The following is a 15,642-nucleotide window of genomic DNA, read 5'->3' as shown; positions in this document are numbered from 1 at the left end:
TAAAGATACTGTTCATCGTCGGAGTGATAACAGCATCAGGCAAGGGCACAAATACCCTGTCCCTACATCCTGGTTGCCTTAAAATCTGTTCACGCAACTATCTTTACGCAACTACCGTTACGATTATTCCCAAAGCCGACGCCTAGGTTGCCCATTCAGACGCTGGTGAGAATCACGCAAAAGCGCTGGAATGTCTAAATGTTGAGGGCATCGGGGCAGACAGTCACCACAGTCAGTGCAGCGATCGCCTTTCATCCCCGGAAACCAGTGACCGGCATTTTCAAACATTCGGTAGCGGTATTGACCATACGCTGTCATGTCATAAGCAACCGCTAAATTACGCAGGCGCAATATTTCTGGAATATTGATGTTTTCTGGACAGGGCAAACAAGCGTAGCATTGACTACATAAATCTGGAGAAATTACTCCTAAATGAGCTTGTAAGCGGTCGAAAACTTCAATTTCCTCCGGTTTTAGCGGTTCATCGCGCTCAGCAACCGCCAAACATTCCGTCAATTCGCTGGGGTTCGCTGGGCCAACACTGAGGGTGGTAACGCGGCGATCGCTCAACAGAAACCGATAATTTAGTTCTAGGGGTGAAAAGGGATGGCACAGATGTTGAAGCGTTTCCGGTGGCGTGTAGAGTAGCCCCCCCTTATCCGCTGGTGAAATAATAAAAATTCCCATATCCTTTTGGTTGGCTAACTCAACCGCCGGGGCATGGCGCTGGAAAAAGTAATAATAATGCAGGTTGACGAATTCAAATAAATTGGTGTTAATCGCCGCTAGAATCACATCCAGCGGTCCGTGGGTAGAGAAGCCAACGTGTCGAACTCTGCCATCTGCTACGGCTTCCTGCACCGCCTGCATACAGCCTCCATCCGCTTGCACCCAGTTTAAATGTTCCCTGGTGTTAAGGCCATGAATCGCCAGACAATCCACAAAATCAGTCTGTAAGTTCAAGAGCGACTCATCAATCCACCGACGCATCGTATCGGCGTCACTGCTTGGGGGAAGTTTGGTAGTGATATAAAGCTGTTCTCGCGACTGGGGCAATCCTGCGGCTAAAGCGGCACCGAGATATTCTTCGCTTTTGCCGTAACCCCTCGCGGTTTCTAAGTGATTAATTCCACAAGCAACGGCTTGATGCACCGTCTGGTAGGCATCTTCAAAGGAAGCCAGACAGCGCATCGTCCCGCAAGAAAACACTGAAAGCGGTAAATTTGTTTTTCCAAACCGCCGATAACGCATAAAAAGTAAAAAGAAAGAGCAAGAGACAGCCGCGATCGCCCAAGTAAAAAGTTCATTTTCTTGCTTTTGGCTTTTGCCTTTTTACGTTTGCCCTTGGTGTGCTATGATTCCGTGCTGGAGCCTCCTCGCTGGATCAAATCTTCCGGTCGAAGCTTCGATACAAAATCACGGAAGGCTCGGCGTTCTGCCTCATCGGCATCGCGATCGACAGGGATAGAAGCATCAGCAATGACTTCTTCCATTACCCAAATGGGGCTGCCAGTGCGGATGGCGATCGCGATCGCATCACTAGGCCGAGCATCAATCTCCTTTTTTACCTCACCCTGCCGGACACTCAAGATCGCATAAAAGGTATTGTCCTGAAGCGAGTGAATAATGATCCGCTCTAAGGTCATATTCCAAACGTCCAGGATATTCACCAGGAGGTCATGAGTCAGGGGACGGGGAGGGGTTTGTTTTTCCAAAGCGCTGATAATTGCCTTTGCCTGATCTTGCCCAATATAAATTGGCAAGGCTCGTCGCTCCGAGGCATCTTTGAGCAACACAATCGGGCTGCGCGTCACGGCATCTAATGCAATTCCAGCGACTTTCATTTCAATCATCAGCTTGGCCTCTAGAACACGGTAGGCGTCGGGGGGGATAAAGCAAAGCTATAAACTGGTACTGGAGGTAGTGGGGTTTAACAAACACGCTTGCGGTTCTAATCACCTTACCAAGCGAAGGTACAACCAGCTATGAAGACTTGGTTAAGTTGGGATCAACAAAGCTGTATCTCCCAGTATGCCTCAGTCTTAGAACGATTCGCTGGAGATTTTACTAAAAAATATAGACCGATTGCCTTCATCCCTTCGCTGGTTGTTCGCTATCAGTTATCAGTAGGTCGAAATCCGATTAATTACATCTAAAAGCAAGTTGTTTTTCGGTTTTTTCACTGAATCATGAGCGACGACCGTTTGCCAATGACCGTTATTTACCTAATTTCACTTAAAAACAGTGTTTACCGGATTAATTCAAGCTCTAGGAACTATTAACTCTCTGGGAGAAGACCGTTTTGGGCTTTCCTGCGTGGGAGATACTTGTCAGCTGATACTGTCAGATTTAGCGATTGGCGATAGTGTGGCGGTGGATGGCGTTTGTCTGACGGTAGAGGAAATTTCGCCTCAAGGCTTTGTGGCAACCGCTTCTCCGGAAACTCTCAGTCGCACCACCTTAGGACAGCGAGAACAAGCCGCCGCCTACGTGAATTTAGAAACCTCTCTCCGGGTTGGCAGCAAGCTAGGAGGACATTTTGTAACAGGTCACATAGACGGAATAGGCTGTCTGCAAGAGTCGGTACAAACTGCTACTTCCTGGGAAATGCGCTTTGAGATACCGGCAGCAGAGGATGGGGAGCAGCGCCAGATTGCTCGGTACATTATCCCCAAAGGCAGTATTGCCGTTAATGGGGTGAGTCTGACGGTGGCAGATTGCGACCCTGATGGAAGTTGGTTTACGGTAGCGGTGATTCCTCATACTTATGCCGAGACAAACCTACCTTATTTACAAACTGGCAGTTTGGTGAATTTGGAAGGAGATATTCTGGGCAAGTACGTGGAAAAATTTCTGCGTTATCCAGCACGAACATCTGAGCAGAATGCACCCGCTACGATCGGGATGGATGGAATTACACCCGCTTTCTTGGTAGAACACGGGTATCTTTAGAAATCAAAAATTAAAAAAGATGAATTTTTAATTTTTAATTCTTAGCTGCCTGGTTGCGGGGTTAACGGAGCAGATGACGCTGATGGAGCGGAGGGAGCGGAATGGGCGGTTTGCAAAGCTTTGATCATTTGCGCCAGACCATATTCCAAGTAGGCATCTGAGTCCACCGCCATCCAGCCTTCTTGCGTTAGCTGGCGGATTTCAAAGTGAAGGTGGGGACCTGTGGAATTGCCGGTACTACCAACCCGCCCAATCACGGTTCCTTGTTCGATCTGTTGACCGGGTTGAACCAAAATTTCCGACAGGTGAGCATAGAGAGTTTCTTGGGTTTCGTTGTGTTTGAGGACAACAGCTTGACCATAGCCGCCCATCCAGTCAGCGATCGCAACCTTCCCCGCAAAAGCTGCCAGGACGGGTGTACCCAGAGGTGCCCCCAAGTCAGTACCCGCATGAAACCGGCGAGTGCCGGAAATTGGATGCGTCCGCCACCCGAAAAGCGAGGTAATTGGCGCAGGAATCGCCAGTGGGAAAATTAAGCTGGTATTGCCGTTAGCCAAGCCCCGGAAAATGGTCGGAATCGGGGCTTTGTATTCGGGCACATTGAATGGAATAGAGCTTTGGCTGCTGCCAACGTTATTAGAAGCGATCGCCGTCGATCGAGTAACGGCAGAGGAACCCAAAGACCTAGATCGACGACGGTTAATTGAGCGAATGCCTTGAGGGCGATCGCGAATCGGGTCAATTCCAACAGGACTTGCAGAGGCAACCAAGATTTGCTGACGGATCTCCCGTTCTGGCTGGTTTACCGCCAAACGGGCGCGGCTGACTCTACGATTCGCCAACCCAGAGGTCCGTAATGCTTCCGGTACGTCTGTGTCACTTGCGTACTCCCTACGGCTTCTGGTCGGGTAGGTTAATCTAGCAGTTTCCCGTAGACGGTTGGTGTTCCTAGACGGTATCCGTGCAACACCACAGGTTCCACCAGATAAACCTTGCCCGCTTTGCAAGACTCTTTGACATCCTGTTGACCGTTCCGAGAGTACAACGGCAGGTGGTTCATCGTAAGAACGAATCGGCTCCTTGGCTCCACCCGTTGCACCAACACTATAGTCAGTCGGATCGATATAGCTATTGTTGTAGTCGCTGGAACTCATCCCACTTTTTTGGGCTTTGCTTGGTCTAAGCTTGGGCGGCTTCACATAAGAAATCGTGTTTGGCTCCACCAACCTAGGAGGAGCAAGTTTTGCTCTTTTTGGAACGGCGACCGATGTCTCTGGCGCTGATACTGGAAGCGAACGGCGACGGACAACAGCAGGTTCTGGAGCTGAACGGCGACGACGGACAGATGTTGTCTCTAACGCACGCTGACGAGCCAAGCGGCGGCGACGGACACCCGATGAAGCGTTCTCTGCTGCTGGAGCCGAGCGACGGCGTACAACATTTGGCTCTGGGTCTGGCGCTGAAACTGCACGGCGACGAACAACCGTCGGCTCAGTTCTTCGCGGGGAGTGGGTCTCCATTTTTACAGTAGGCGGTGCCTCTTGAGTGGTAGGCGTGCCTATTGTATCTACGCTTGGATCGCTTTGTGCCCAAACTAAGCCGCTGCTGAGGACACCGATACCTCCAATCCAACTGAGTCCCTGCACCAGGGGACGGCGGCAAAACAGACCAAACGGAGTACAACTAGGGTGGTTTCGCTGGCTCATTTCCGAATCACTCCTCATCTCACTCACTCTATAGGGTCATACTGGTTAGTGTTTTTGGTATAAAGACATGACTATCGTCTCTACCCCATCCATTTTCACTTCCAGAGCTTGTGTAAAATTACTGATCGTAGCCAAGACTGATTGTACCGGGCTTGAGGCAGATTTCCTCGGCATCTGCTAAAGAGTTCAAGCGGACTTGAAGTTCGCCGGTGGATGCGACACCCACAATGACTCCAGAGCGTCCGTCTACGATGACAGAACGCCCCCTGCAACTGAGAAGCTCTACGTAAGCGGGAAGTAGGGCGTCTATTCCTTCTAGGGAAACGTGTCGATATCCGGATAAAATACCCTGCAAAGTTATTGCCGCTAATCTTTCCAAGGCGTTAGCGAACCGTGCGTGTAAGGCATTCGCTTCGATTGGCTGCTGCTGCAAAAAGGATTCCAGATTGATGCCAGTTTCCGGGACTGGATTCGCCCAGTTAATTCCCACACCCACAACGGCTTTGGTAATCCGTCCTTGTTGCACTCTAGTTTCGGTGAGAATGCCCCCTAATTTGCGTTTGCACAAGATTAGGTCATTTGGCCATTTAATCAACGCTGGGATGCCGTAACTCCGCAATGTGGTAGCAATTCCCCAAGCGCTGCATAGGGTCAAATGAGCGCTATTGGTTGCAACTAAATCGGGAGCTAGCGCGATAGATAGGTAAAGTCCGCCTGTACTGGATTGCCACTGGCGTCCCCACTGACCCCGCCCAGCGGTTTGCTGAAGGGCAATGACAACGGTTCCCGGTGTTGCTCCTCGATCGAGCAGTTCCCAAAGGGTTTGATTTGTGGAAGGTAAAGTCTCAAAGATATGGAAAGAAAGCGGTAGAGAAACATCCCCTAAAAAGGCTTCCAGACAATGCCGATCGAATGCCACGGTTGCTAACAAATTGATTCGTAGCATAAGTTAGCATAATGTCACCGATATTTCAGGAGTTCCGAATGGCGATGCTTTCCCGCACCAATTTGAACCTGGGCGCAGGAGAATCACAAACTTCTATAAATACCTGGCACTGGCGGACTTGGGAAGGATTGCCCTATCTAACTTGTAGCTTGCTAGAACGCTGGTCTCACGGATTTTTTACTCAACAATTTTCGCCCCGTTCTCCGGCTGAATTAGTCAACGTTTTACAGCCGGATGCTAGGGTTTATCGAGTGAAACAGGTGCATGGCAATACGGTGATGACGCCCTCAGAGATCGAAGCGGCAACCAGTGAAGGCCAAGAGGGGGACTCACTACCCCGCGCTGATGGGATTGTCAGCGAGCAGGTTCAACAGGCAGTGTGGGTGTGCAGTGCCGATTGCACGCCGGTTTTAATTGCCGACCCCCAGACGGGACAGGTGGCAGCGATTCATGCGGGTTGGCGCGGGACTGCTACTAGAATTGTCCCCCAAGCGATCGCCCGTTTCCTAGCTTCCGGCAGTCAACTCCAAAATCTGCTGATTGCGATGGGTCCCGCGATCGCGGGTGATGTCTATCAGGTGTCTGTAAATGTGGCATCTGAAGTCGGAGCCAGCATCTTACCAGATAAAGATCCGCAGCAAGATACAGAATCCATTATTGATGCCTTGCAGCAGTTGCCACATTCACCGTTATTAGAAGATTCGCAACCAGGACGGGTGCGACTAGATGTGCGGCGAGTCAACCAGCTGCAACTGGAACAATTAGGAATTTCTAACGAACAGATAGCGATCGCGCCTCACTGCACCTACCAAGAACCGCTATATTTCTTCTCTTACCGGCGGGACAAGCTCAAAAAAGTCCAGTGGTCGGGGATCGTGAGTAGATAAGCTGCTTTAACCCTTAGAAGGGAGCGCACTTTCAACGTGCGCCCCTTTGTTGTTTATGGACATCTACAAAAAAATCGCCTCCAAGTCATGACTTGGAGGCGATCGCTACACAATTGGTCTAACTCAAACTAGAACACCTTGTTGTTGGTCTATTTTCCTGTTTTCAGGAGTATGAGCGAAACCTTTGTCTTCAAACAGATAGCGATCGCCATCTGTTTGAGTTATGACTATTGTTGAGGAGCAGGGGCTGTTGTATCGCTGGCTGGGGCAGTATTTAAGCCTTCTGCACCACCTGTGGTTGGAGTAGTAGTCGAGGTGCTGGCGTCATCGTCATCGCCATCATCATCGCCATCATCATCGCCCTCGTCATCGGCTTCAGGAGTCGATGTGTTCGCATCATCGTCATCGCCATCGTCATCACCATCATCATCGCCATCGTCATCACCATTGTCATTGGTGTTGGTGTTGGTGTTGTCGTTAGTGTTGGTGTTGGTGTTGGTGTTGGTGTTGGTATTGTCGTTAGTGTTGGTGTTGGTGTTGGTGTTGGTGTTGTCGTTAGTGTTGGTGTTGGTGTTAGTGTTGGTGTTGTCGTTAGTGTTGGTGTTGTCGTTGGTTTCAGCGCCAGCGTCACCTTCCACGTTAGTAACCTGCTCGGTTGAAACCTGACGCAGACCGACCAACCCAAAACCTAGACGGCTTTCTGGTCCCACTGACTGATAGGCTGCGACTGCCCGACCTTTCTTCTGTTTGTAGGTACCGAGAGCCAGACCTCGGCTATTTTGGCGCACAACCAGCAATCTTTGCTTGCCACGACCTTTCTCCACAAAGACTCCAACAGGGCCACTAGACGTGGAAGCAACGTTGTAGACCTTATTAGAACTTTGGACGAAGGAATTAGACAGAGAAATCAGATTGAAGGTTGTGCTGTTGTAAATGGTGATAAGCGATCCGCCGTTCCCCTCTGCGCTAGTGCTGGTACCGCTGCCGCCGCCGCTACCACCTGTACTACCAGTGCTGGTGCCGCCGCCTGTGCTACCACCTGTGCTGCCGCCTGTGCTGCCGCCTGTGCTGCCGCCGAAGCTACCACCGCCGCTGGTGCCGCCGCTGCTACCTGTACCTATGCTGCCACCACCGAAGCTGCCGCTAGAGTTGTTGATGACGGTGTTAAAGTTACCATCATTTTGGAAGATGAGGTTGTAGCTCAAGCTTGTTTTAGAACCAAAGCCTGTGTTTTGGCCTGTAGCTGCACCTGCACCTGTCGAGTAGGAGCTGCTGCTGCTCTGGTAAGAGGTATTGTTCGTAGCAACATCGTATCCACTTGTTCCACCCAATTGGCTGGCAACTGCACCAACAGTGAATTGGGTACGACCTTGACTTTCACCTTTGAGTTTGAAGGCGTTCGATCCTTCTTGCCCAAATTCAAACTGGGTTTTGCTGTTATCGCTTAGATAGCCAACCGTGGTGTTGCCATTTATCGAGGTGATGCCATTCCCTTCGCCTGTAACTTTGAACTTGATGGCAGAATTGCTAAAAGCGCTGGGATTTGTCAGCTCAAGCTTAGTAGTACCACCGAGTTTAATATCTGTGCCAACTCCGGTGCCCTCAATCTTGAATTTTTCGCCTTCTATTTTGAATTTGGTTTGAGCATTATTGCTGCTGAAGGCTACTTTGTTAGTGCTGCTAAAAGTTTGAGCGTCGCCGGTGCCACTAGCGGTTGCAATTTGACTGCTTGTTGAGTCGTCGCTATCGCTTGTGGTTGAGGTGCCATCTGTTGGCGTCGTGCTGCCAGTTGCAGTTGTAGTTGAGGTGCCATCTGTTGGCGTCGTGCTGCCAGTTGCAGTTGTAGTTGTGGTGCCGGTTGTAGTGCCACTTGTTTGCGTGCCACCAGTTGCGGTTGTAGTTCCGTTGGTTGTGCCGGTGCCACTGCTGGTTGTGGTGCCATCAGCTTGTGTGCCGGTGCCACTGCTGGTTGTGGAGCTTTGAGTTGTGGGTTGATCCGAAAAAGTGCTGCTTAAGGTGCCGAATCCTTGCCCTTCCAGCTCAAATTTTGTCTTTTGCCCCAAGCTAGTAGATGGAGGAAGAGGAACAGAGCTGCCGCCATTGAACTTCAGGGATGTCGGCAAACCAATATTGCCCGCAGTGAGTTTGCCCTCAAAATTACCAACTTCTAAAACCCCAGATTTGGCAGTGTAGTTAGCCTGAGACTGAGTAGATAGTTTGACGTTTGAAACCGGCAGGAAAACCAGCGGAGCCGAACCTGTCTCCTTAGGAGCAATCAGCGAACCGCCCAAAAAGGCGCTGCTGGCAAAAGAATTCAGAGTAAAGTCTAGTTTCGTGGGGATGTTCGAGAAGGGAACAGCTGCGCCACCAGAAGTGAAGGCTAGACCGGATAGGGTACCGACTAAGCTACCTTTGTCATCTTTTCCAGGACGACCAACGTTGCCAGCACCGACGTCTTTGAAGTCTGCTGCCTGGGGTACGAAGCGAGCAGAGCTGGTGTTACCGGAAGTTGTTTGCAGTTGCAGTGTGGTGACAGCAGCGTCAAACAAAACCGGGCTACTTGCACCAGCAGTAGTCCCAGAAGTCGTCTGTGACTGTAAAGGTGAAAAGAAGGCTGCTTGTCCTCCTAACAGACCGCCTGTGATCGAGATCGACTGGGATTGAGTGCTTGTAGCGGAAGTCGTAGTAGGGGCAGGCGCACTCGTCGTAGTTGTCTGTGCGTGAGCCGTGGGAGCTAGAGCGATCGCCAAGCCTCCAGCGATACCGAAACAAACAGCATACTTGGTTGATTTCGCAATCATGTTAGGACTCCATCAGTGAGTAGAGGACAGGGTAAGTAGCAGAATCTAGCTCAATTCGATAGTCAACAGGGGATCATAAGTTTCTTCAGCATTCATCCTGAGCAAGCTCAGAACTAGAAGTATTAGAAGAGAGTAATAACAGCATCCTGATTGAATAAGCATTAGGGCAAGTGTGACTAGCATTAAGTAGAACTAGGTCATACTTGCTTAGCTTTGCTTGTGCCCGTGTTTGGATAAATGACTGTCTGGTTTCTCAACGAGTTCCCAGTTTTTTGCAAAGTTTTTGTAAAGTTATTTACCCGTTTTATATACGTAAATACACTTAAAAAATTGTTCTATTTTCGGCTGTTGCGAGGTTTGCGTTGAAATTACTTACGAAGTTATTTGTAATGTTTTTATAAAATTATCAGGGAGATCCTTGAATGAATCTCCCTGACAAAGCGATCGCTACTTTTCAGCCCACTTTTAGAAGGTAAAAGTGGTTCGGATGGCACCGATTGTGATTGTGTCGTTGTCCTGGTTGTGAAGCGGATTAAATAATACGATCACCCCTGGAGTGACTGTAATATTGTCGGAAACTCGGAAGCGGTAGAAAGCTTCTACGTGAGTTGTACTTCCTGGCTGACCGCCTTCATCTCCAAAGCCACCCTCACTAATAAAATCAGGGTAGTTTCTTCCAATTGGCAGGTCACTACTGGTAATTTTGGGCGGCTGACCGACATAAATACCGCCGAGGTTGCCTTCACCAAGCAGATCGGGGAAATTCAGGTAAGCCATCCAGTTGAATGTCTCTACATTTCCTGATATTCCTTGCGGGTCAGAAGTCGTGTAGCCGCCCCAACCGCCAATTGTAATGTTAGGCGTTGCTCGGAATTCTAAACTGGCACCAAAAGCATTCGTATTAATCGGTCCTCTGCCTGCCGGAGTCGGTAAGAGAACCAAATCATCGCCAACGCCAGTCCCCAATCTTCCAAACGGAGAGTAGGAGTTGACGTATTGCAGAGCAATATCAAGCGTATTCAGCGGCGATACAACTAACTGCAAGCCAGCTGCGGTTTCTCCATCTTGTCCACCGCCGATACCCCCACGAAAAGCATCTGCGGGTCTGCTGGCAGAGTAGACGCCTTGTAAACTGATCCGTGGATTGACTTGCCAGTCAAAGCCTAAGCCTCCACGTCCCCCGGTATTAATAATTGGGTTGCGTTGAGCAAAGCGGGAAAGCGGCCCTTGACCGGCACTTTCTACGCGGTTTGCTCCCCGGAAAACGTTCACTGGGTTGACCCCTTCCGGACCGATGATGAAGGCAAAATTATTACCGATTAACTGACGATAAGTGAGGTCGCTCAGTACAATGTCGTTCCCAGTGTCTCCTTCATATCCCAAGAAGACCATGTCGTTATTGAGCAAACGAGGTCCCGAATTTCCAGAACCCGCTTGCAATCCAGTCAGCAGCAGGCTGCGAGGACTGAACTGGGTGAACAAACTTAACTGGACGTTGCTAATGACGTTGGGATTTGTATTCTGGTCTTCTAATCGGTTCCCAGTTGATTTTCGGTTCAGGAACAACTCAAATTCATTCTCATTCCGTCCCTGAACGCCGACGACTGCCTGTCCAAACAGCTTCGTCGTGGTTGAGAACTGATGGCTTTCCAAGAAGGCGGTACGACCTTCCAGGTTATCTACCCGCGTCCGTAGGGTCGCCAGTTCCGGTCCAAACTCATCAACGAGTCGTCGCAGGGTTTCTAAATCCGCTTCGGTAGCTGCATCAGCCGAACTAGCAGCAATTAATTTCTCAATTTGCTGAAGACAGGCATTTACCCCTGCGGCAAATTCATAGCGACTGAGTGCCCGGTTGCCGCGAAAAGTGCCATCAGGATAGCCTGCAATACAGCCGTAACGCTCTACAAGACTTCGCAATGCTTCGTAAGCCCAGTCGCTTGGTTCCACATCGCTCAACTGGGACACATTGGTGACTTGATCCAATGGATTGGCTTCCATGTCCTCTGGGTTTCCCATTTCCAAAGGATCGCCCGCTGGAAGCACTTGTTCGCTAGCCTCTTCAGAGGGCAGCGCTTGAGCTTGCAGGGTGTTGGGATTGCTAACAGTTGCTGCGTCTACAAGAGTGCGAGCCTCTTTTGTTGTTGCAGATGCAGTGAAAGATGTATCCAAGCTGCGACGGCTAGCAGACAAAATAGGAGACTTTGTAGTCGAAAATTTTGGTAAACTAGCTGCCGGTTGCAACTGGCTTGTTTCAGTTGGGGGGGTTAAATTTACCGCAGTGGCAGATTCTTGAGTTGCCGCTAAACTAGGCGAACTTGCTGCCGATTCCGTCTGCGATGCTTTTAGTTCTGGCAGTACATTCGCCGATGCGAGTGTTCCCTCGGATGCAGCTGCCGCCAGCGAATTTGCTGTCGTTTTTGCCTTGGTTACATCCGTTCCTGTCGCTAAATCTGTAGATGTCGAGAATCCCTGAGTTGAAGACTGGACTGCCTCAGCAGCTGTGGTTGGGTCGATATCGGTGGCTGCAATCGCCGGGGAGAGGCTAACTGCTAGTAAGCCAAAGGCTGTAAACACTAGCGCTGAGGATGCTGTTTTCTCTATTCTCCACTGGGATTTCACGGGTCTAAAACTCCTCAAAACACACCATACTTGCTGGAATTCTACAACAATATTGTGTCAGTCGCTACTAACGCTTTGGATTCCTTTTCATTTGTTAGGGATTGAGGTTGGCAGGTGACGTTTACCCAAAAGGAAAGTTCCTGGCTGAGTTTCTTTTTTTTTTATAATCGCTGACAAAAAATTGCTCCTAGGGATTAACGGAGAAGCAATTTTTATACACGGAGGTTTGATACTCCCCGCCTAATTACTCAAGGTCATCTCAGACAAGTGTGCGATCTCAGATGAACACAGCCGAAACAGGCGCGATCGCTTCTTCTGGGTCAAATTAGTTTATAAATCCTAACAATGAGTGTCCGAGCGATTTTCAACATCATTTCTGTTTCGTTCGTGCAATAGAGATTGTGCAAATAATTGTCAAGTTTTATCTACAAATTACCAAATTCAACTAACGCTGCCGCCGGTAGTGTAGAAAAACTTCTTGCTCAATCGACTCGACTGACAAGAGTTCCAGCCTAGGTGCAAAATCTGCCAAAAATCCAGAACCTTCTACTGGCGTCGGTGCTGTCGCTCCTCCTAAAATTAACGGACAAACCGTGAACCAGAATTCATCGATTAAATCAGCCGCCACTAAAGCACCTACGAGTTCCCCACCTCCTAGGACAGCGAGATGTTCCAAGCCTAGCTCCCAGAGCTGTTGAAAAGCAGCAATCCAGCTAATTCCATCGGTCGTTGCCTCCACTTCTAGAACCCGCTCAAATTCTGAGCATCCTTGCCAGCGCTTGGCACCTGCCTCTCCTGTAAGTAACCACCGAGGTATGGGTTGACGAAAAAAGCGCCATTGCGGATCTAGATTGGCTGATTGAGAGCAAACAATTTGGACTGGTTGGAGCGATCGCCCTTCCTGTTGTCGCCAGCGGAGCAAATCGGGATTCGTGACGCTCAGCGTCGTACCGTAAGCGCGGAGAGTCCCTGCGCCAAATAAAACTCCGTCCGCTTGGGCAATCTGTTTTTCCAGGTGCGCCAGATCCGCTGGAGACGAAAATCGGGCGCGATCGCGACGAATATCCGCAATCTTGCCATCGGCACTCATTGCCAAAACAACTGTCGTAGAAGGGCGTTTCCAGACAAATCCCGTCATCGCTGCTGGTCGCTCAAATATTTAATTAAAGTTTAAGAATTGCTTATATTACGGGAATTAGTGTAGAGATTCCACAAAGTCAACCTTTCCAGAGTATACGAGGATCTGGAACCGTTCTAGGATGGAATGGATCTGTCAAACAGTATCGCTCTACCAACACGATTAACCCAGAAAAAAGTAGGCTAATCAATACCCCCACTCTGATGGGGTGATTTTTGAGAATTCTTGCTATTGGGTTTTACACCTCAAATTAGAGAAGTCCTATGGCTAAGCCGGGTCAATCCTCCTTCCGTCGCATCCTGCTGTCACGCATTTTGCTTTTGAGCGTCCCGGTACTGCTGATGGGGGTGTATGTAACCTACAGAAAAGCACGATCTAGCATACTGGAAACCGCTCGCCAAAATCTTACCGAAAGTGCAGTGAGAAAAGGAGAGAGCATGAGCGAGTCAATTAAAGCGCTCTCTGCCAACTTAGTGACTGCAAGTGAAGCAGTCGTACTGCAATCGCGATCGCCCGAAGCGCATCAAAAATTTTTAAACCAACTCGCCCAACAATTGCCAACGCAAGTCCAGTGCATTCAACTCATCAACGTCGAGACCGGAAACATTGCTGCCAGCACTTGTGGGGAGAAACCCATTAGTACGCTAGATGCAAGTCACTGGCCCCAGCAGCAACAGGAATTACTGTTAGATACTTCCAAGGTGCAGGTGAAATCGCTGCTTCCAGGCATCTCCCCCCTGAATTCAACTGTTAAAGAGAATCAACCCAGCCCAAAAAGCCAACTAAGATTGATTTTCAGTGCGCCTGTTTATGACAGCACGGGTTCTCTGCGTTATGCCCTGAGTGTCCAATCAGCTCTACTGAAACAAGAGCGTGCCAAACCAGGGTCTCTGAGTGGCTATCCAGTGGTGATTGACCAGGATGGAACCATTTTGGCGCATCCGATTACCCAGCGAGTTGGAAGAAATATTAAGCAGGAGGCAGATGGGGAAAGGCTCGAAACGGTCATGAAAAACGCGATCGCGGGTAGAAATGATTTTCTGCACTTGTTTTCTTTCGAGAAAAACGGTGTGGAATTACTCGCAGGGTATACCCCAATTCTCAGCCCGATTAGCAACCAGCCAGATCGCCAGTGGGTTATCTTAGCCGTCACTCGCTTAGATAGTGCCTTATCGGGTCTAAAAGAAATTCAACAGGTGTTGGTGATTCTGACATTTGGCTTAATCGCCGCTAGCCTGCTGGCAACGCTGTATATCTCTCGCGAACTGGCGCTGCCATTGGAGCAATTGAGAGACTACGCTGGGTCGAAAGGGCACTTTCACTCTACAGATCGAGTTCCTCAAAACTTCAAAATCCGGGAATTCAATCAATTATCGGAAGCCCTCGATAATATGGTGGAGCGACTGAAAGCATGGGCAGAAGAAATCGAAACAGCCTGGAAAGAAGCACAAGCAGCGAATCAGCTGAAAAATGAGTTTCTAGCGAATACTTCTCACGAACTAAGAACTCCCTTGAATGCGATCATTGGTTGCATTCGCCTGGTACGCGATGACTGCTGCGATGACCGCGAAGAAGAGATGGATTTCTTACAGCGAGCGGATGATGCAGCGATTCACCTCCTGGGAATCATCAATGACGTTCTGGATATTGCCAAAATTGAAGCGGGTAAGCTTTCCGTCGTTATGGAGGCAGTCGATCTGCGAAAGTTGCTTAAGGAAGTGATTGATTTACAGGCTGTTCCGATTCAGCAAAAAGGTTTGCACTTTAATACGCCAGATTTGCCAGAATCGATTCCTGTTCGTACTGACCCCGCAAAACTCAAGCAGGTGCTGCTAAATGTGGTTGGCAATGCGACTAAATTTACTGAAAAAGGCAGCGTTACGATTACCACCCGGATAGAGACTAGTTATGGCAAAGAACAGGCAGTGGGGAATTCTGTCCCTCCTAGCTCTCATTTATCGAATGGGGTCGCTCAAGCCGCGACAGTGAGTCATGAAGAACAAGCAAAAATCCAGGCGGCGGCATCTGTGGGCAATGGGCAAGAAGTTAGAGGAGAAGATGCCTCTAGCATCTCGAATGGAGCTTCTAACATTTCTCGAAGCCTTCTAACAGGAACTACGAACTCTCTCAAAGAGCGTCTCGTCCCTTCTGCGCGTGTTGTTGTAACAGTTCACGATACAGGGATTGGTATTGATCCGAATCAACAGCATAAGCTCTTTCGCCCCTTTGTCATGATTGATGGCACGACGACTCGGAAATTTGGCGGCACAGGTCTGGGACTCGCAATTTCTCGGAACTTAATGGAACTGATGGGAGGTAGCATTACGCTATCAAGTGCAGGAGCTGGTCTGGGCACAACCGTGGAGATTGCCGTGCCCATGATTGATACTTCAGTGTTGCCAACTCTTGAGTCTACGAATGCGGCAAAAAATTAAGAATTCAGCTATCTGTTTGACTGCGGAATGAAACCCACTCCTCGTTGATGAGGAGGGGTTTATAGAAGGCATCTCAATGGTGAAAATTTACCTCAGACTCTTTCTTCAATCTCTCTGTTTACATACAGGGAAACGTAAGATTTCGCGATTGCCTTGAA

Annotated in this window: 11 protein-coding genes; 4 read left to right on the top strand and 7 right to left on the bottom strand. The window is 49.3% G+C overall.

Annotated elements, in window-relative coordinates:
- Positions 1 to 123 precede the first annotated feature (123 nt).
- Together NDI34_RS01225 and NDI34_RS01220 are read right to left on the bottom strand one after the other, a co-directional pair.
- The gene (locus tag NDI34_RS01225) at positions 124 to 1,251 is read right to left on the bottom strand and encodes an aldo/keto reductase (protein WP_190536205.1); all 1,128 of its coding nucleotides are present in this window, start codon (positions 1,249 to 1,251) and stop codon (positions 124 to 126) included.
- Between the two features lie 101 nt (positions 1,252 to 1,352).
- The gene (locus tag NDI34_RS01220; RefSeq protein WP_190412793.1) at positions 1,353 to 1,853 is read right to left on the bottom strand and encodes a bifunctional nuclease family protein; all 501 of its coding nucleotides are present in this window, start codon (positions 1,851 to 1,853) and stop codon (positions 1,353 to 1,355) included.
- A 132-nt stretch (positions 1,854 to 1,985) separates the two neighbouring features.
- On the opposite strand from NDI34_RS01220, the gene NDI34_RS01215 reads away from it, so the two are divergent.
- Complete coding sequence (locus NDI34_RS01215) at positions 1,986 to 2,156, top strand: hypothetical protein (protein WP_190439813.1); 171 nt, start codon at positions 1,986 to 1,988, stop codon at positions 2,154 to 2,156.
- Between the two features lie 88 nt (positions 2,157 to 2,244).
- The gene (locus NDI34_RS01210; protein ID WP_190536204.1) at positions 2,245 to 2,952 is read left to right on the top strand and encodes a riboflavin synthase; all 708 of its coding nucleotides are present in this window, start codon (positions 2,245 to 2,247) and stop codon (positions 2,950 to 2,952) included.
- Between the two features lie 41 nt (positions 2,953 to 2,993).
- On the opposite strand, the gene NDI34_RS01205 is transcribed toward NDI34_RS01210, so the two are convergent.
- Positions 2,994 to 4,658, bottom strand: coding sequence for a M23 family metallopeptidase (locus NDI34_RS01205; protein ID WP_348231601.1), 1,665 nt, complete (start codon positions 4,656 to 4,658; stop codon positions 2,994 to 2,996).
- Between the two features lie 118 nt (positions 4,659 to 4,776).
- Positions 4,777 to 5,604, bottom strand: coding sequence for a biotin--[acetyl-CoA-carboxylase] ligase (locus tag NDI34_RS01200; protein ID WP_348231600.1), 828 nt, complete (start codon positions 5,602 to 5,604; stop codon positions 4,777 to 4,779).
- 95 nt (positions 5,605 to 5,699) lie between these two features.
- Here NDI34_RS01200 and pgeF point away from each other — a divergent pair, with 95 nt between their 5' ends.
- The gene (gene pgeF, locus NDI34_RS01195; protein ID WP_348231674.1) at positions 5,700 to 6,491 is read left to right on the top strand and encodes a peptidoglycan editing factor PgeF; all 792 of its coding nucleotides are present in this window, start codon (positions 5,700 to 5,702) and stop codon (positions 6,489 to 6,491) included.
- Positions 6,492 to 6,718: 227 nt separating this feature from the next.
- Here pgeF and NDI34_RS01190 read toward each other — a convergent pair whose 3' ends face one another.
- The 3 genes from NDI34_RS01190 to NDI34_RS01180 all read right to left on the bottom strand — a co-directional run bounded on the left by NDI34_RS01190 (position 6,719) and on the right by NDI34_RS01180 (position 13,049).
- Entirely contained in the window at positions 6,719 to 9,292 is a 2,574-nt protein-coding gene (locus NDI34_RS01190; protein WP_348231599.1) for a hypothetical protein, read from the bottom strand.
- Positions 9,293 to 9,757: 465 nt separating this feature from the next.
- Positions 9,758 to 11,911 (bottom strand): iron uptake porin, encoded by a 2,154-nt coding sequence (locus NDI34_RS01185; protein WP_347276115.1) that lies wholly within the window; start codon positions 11,909 to 11,911, stop codon positions 9,758 to 9,760.
- Positions 11,912 to 12,356: 445 nt separating this feature from the next.
- A complete protein-coding gene (locus NDI34_RS01180; RefSeq protein WP_190676735.1) occupies positions 12,357 to 13,049 on the bottom strand; it encodes a RibD family protein in 693 nt (230 codons plus the stop codon).
- Between the two features lie 263 nt (positions 13,050 to 13,312).
- On the opposite strand from NDI34_RS01180, the gene NDI34_RS01175 reads away from it, so the two are divergent.
- The gene (locus NDI34_RS01175) at positions 13,313 to 15,484 is read left to right on the top strand and encodes a sensor histidine kinase (RefSeq protein ID WP_348231598.1); all 2,172 of its coding nucleotides are present in this window, start codon (positions 13,313 to 13,315) and stop codon (positions 15,482 to 15,484) included.
- The last annotated feature ends 158 nt before the right edge of the window (positions 15,485 to 15,642 follow it).

It is taken from the genome of Trichocoleus sp. DQ-U1, from assembly GCF_039961925.1.
Taxonomy (GTDB): domain Bacteria; phylum Cyanobacteriota; class Cyanobacteriia; order Cyanobacteriales; family FACHB-T130; genus FACHB-T130.
Note: the sequence above shows the minus strand (reverse complement) of the source record. Positions and strands in the feature narration are given on the sequence as shown.

Coding starts and splice junctions, on each gene's coding strand:
- NDI34_RS01215 (WP_190439813.1), top strand. CDS start 1,986: ATGAAGACTTGGTTAAGTTGGGATCAACAAAGCTGTATCTCCCAGTAT.
- NDI34_RS01190 (WP_348231599.1), bottom strand. CDS start 9,292: ATGATTGCGAAATCAACCAAGTATGCTGTTTGTTTCGGTATCGCTGGA.
- NDI34_RS01220 (WP_190412793.1), bottom strand. CDS start 1,853: ATGATTGAAATGAAAGTCGCTGGAATTGCATTAGATGCCGTGACGCGC.
- NDI34_RS01205 (WP_348231601.1), bottom strand. CDS start 4,658: ATGAGCCAGCGAAACCACCCTAGTTGTACTCCGTTTGGTCTGTTTTGC.
- NDI34_RS01180 (WP_190676735.1), bottom strand. CDS start 13,049: ATGACGGGATTTGTCTGGAAACGCCCTTCTACGACAGTTGTTTTGGCA.
- NDI34_RS01175 (WP_348231598.1), top strand. CDS start 13,313: ATGGCTAAGCCGGGTCAATCCTCCTTCCGTCGCATCCTGCTGTCACGC.
- NDI34_RS01225 (WP_190536205.1), bottom strand. CDS start 1,251: ATGCGTTATCGGCGGTTTGGAAAAACAAATTTACCGCTTTCAGTGTTT.
- NDI34_RS01200 (WP_348231600.1), bottom strand. CDS start 5,604: ATGCTACGAATCAATTTGTTAGCAACCGTGGCATTCGATCGGCATTGT.